Source organism: Tabrizicola sp. (assembly GCF_031377265.1).
Lineage (GTDB): Bacteria > Pseudomonadota > Alphaproteobacteria > Rhodobacterales > Rhodobacteraceae > JAUYQR01.
The window spans coordinates 1-1,896 of the sequence record NZ_JANMET010000289.1 but is presented as its reverse complement, the minus strand read 5'-3'; the positions used below and the strand labels follow the sequence as shown (position 1 = coordinate 1,896).

At 63.0% G+C, this 1,896-nt stretch carries 1 protein-coding gene and 1 pseudogene; both read left to right on the top strand.

All coding sequences use genetic code 11. The features are described from left to right. Positions 1-251 (top strand): annotated as a pseudogene (locus tag RMO18_RS16100) (IS5/IS1182 family transposase); the annotation flags it as partial. 590 nt (positions 252-841) lie between these two features. After that, a complete protein-coding gene (locus RMO18_RS16095) occupies positions 842-1,783 on the top strand; it encodes an efflux RND transporter periplasmic adaptor subunit (RefSeq protein ID WP_309667270.1) in 942 nt (313 codons plus the stop codon). The last annotated feature ends 113 nt before the right edge of the window (positions 1,784-1,896 follow it).

Below are 1,896 nucleotides of genomic sequence, written 5' to 3'. Positions count from 1 at the left end.
ATTGCCCGGCGGCGATCGCCCGAAACGAAACCCTGCGCGCCACCCGGCACTACGGCCGGGCATTCTGGAAGCGCTGGACGGGATATCACGTCCGAAGCCGGATCGAGGCGAAGATGCGCTGTCTCAAGTCCTTCGGCGAGCGCATCGCCGCAAGAGACCCAGACCGCCAAACCGCCGAAATCCAGATCCGCGTCGCACTCATGAACCGCTTCTCGGCCCTTGGAACGGCCGACATCGTTCGCGTGGCCTGATGCTGCCGGGGAAAGGGGCTGTCATTCCTCAGTCATCAGTTCTGCAACAACGCCTGGCTGATCTAAAACCTGTTTCCCTGAACTCTTACCGATGCGGGGTGCTTGCAATCAACCGTACGGCTGGAGTTGTCAGCCTCGCAAGTGAGCAGTCGTTTCAAGGGAAGCCTTGCTTTTCATGGCAATGATGGCCGCCCTGGAGTTTCAACCGCTTCCCGAAATCACAACGCGCGCCTTTGGTCCGCCTACGCCGTCGCTAATGCAGATCAGCTCTGTCCAATCGGCTTCCGGTTATCATTCCGACATCCGATCTATCAAAGCCGGGCTTCTGTTCTGCCTTGTTTTGCGAAATACCGCCCAAGGCGTAGTGAACTGTCGCAGGCATTCGACCAAGAGGCTTTGTGATCCTACACTCCCGTTCAGAGTAAGCCCTGTGGACAACGTAGCCTCACGGTTCAATCCGTTAGGTTCTTCCGTAAAGGGCCGTCCTGTCGGTGGCGACCATAACGTTTGCTTTGCGTGGAAGATTTAGAGGTGTTTTTGTGACCGACCCAGAGCCACCTACACGCAAAGCGTTATTGCCATTCATGCTCTTGGCCGCGTTGGCTTTGGGGGTTGCGGGGGCGGTCTGGTGGGTGACGCGCCCCGGACCAGTGCTGATCCAAGGCGAAGTGGCCGCCCCGCGCGTCGATGTGTCGGCCCGCGTGTCTGGGCGGGTCGCCGAAGTGACGGCCGATCTGGGCCTCAGGGTCGAGGCAGGCATGCGGCTGGTAACGTTGTCCAATCCGCAGCTTGTCACCGCATATGCCGTTGCCGCGTCCGGGCTGGAGGTTGCGCGCGCGTCCGAGGCGGCGGCAGGGGCAACACGGCCGGAATTGATCCGGGTGCGCGAGGCTGACGTGGCTTTGGCGCAGGCCGACTTGCTGCTCGCGCAAGAACAGATCGCCCGTGACACCGAACTGTTGCAACAGGGCCAGCGGCCGCAGGCAGTGCTTGACCAATCCATCCGCAACGTCGAAACCGCCACCCGCCGGGTCGAGGCGGCACAGGCACAGCTTGATCTCGCGCGGGCCGGTGCATCCCCCGAAGAGCGGGCCTTGGCTGCGGCACAGGTTGCACAGGCCGAGGCGACGCTGGCGCAGCGGCAGGCCGATCTGGACGAACTGGTCGTCAACGCGCCGATGGCTGGCGAGATTTCCGCCCGGCTGATCGAACCCGGCGAGAATATCGGCCCCGGCACGCCGCTGTTCACGATCGTCGATCTGAACAGTGCCTGGTTCACCTTCAATCTGCGCGAGGATCTGCTGGCCGGGTTGAAGGTGGGAGACCGCCTGCGCGTGCGCGTGCCCGCACTGAACGTCGAGGTTGAGGCCGAGATCACCCTGATCAACGTGCAGGGCCAGTGTGCAAGCTGGCGGGCCACGCGCGCCACCGGCGATTTCGATCTGCGTAGTTTCGAGCTGCGCGCCCGCCCCACAGCACCACTGCCCGGCCTGCGCCCCGGCATGTCGGCGCTGATCACGTTGGGGAACTGAACCGCGATGGGCCGCACCGCGTGGCGCGAATTTGATTTGCTGTTGCGCCGACCTGTCTTGCTGGGGCTGGTCGTGCTGTTGCCGGTCCTGATGATCGCGCTCATGACGGGGAT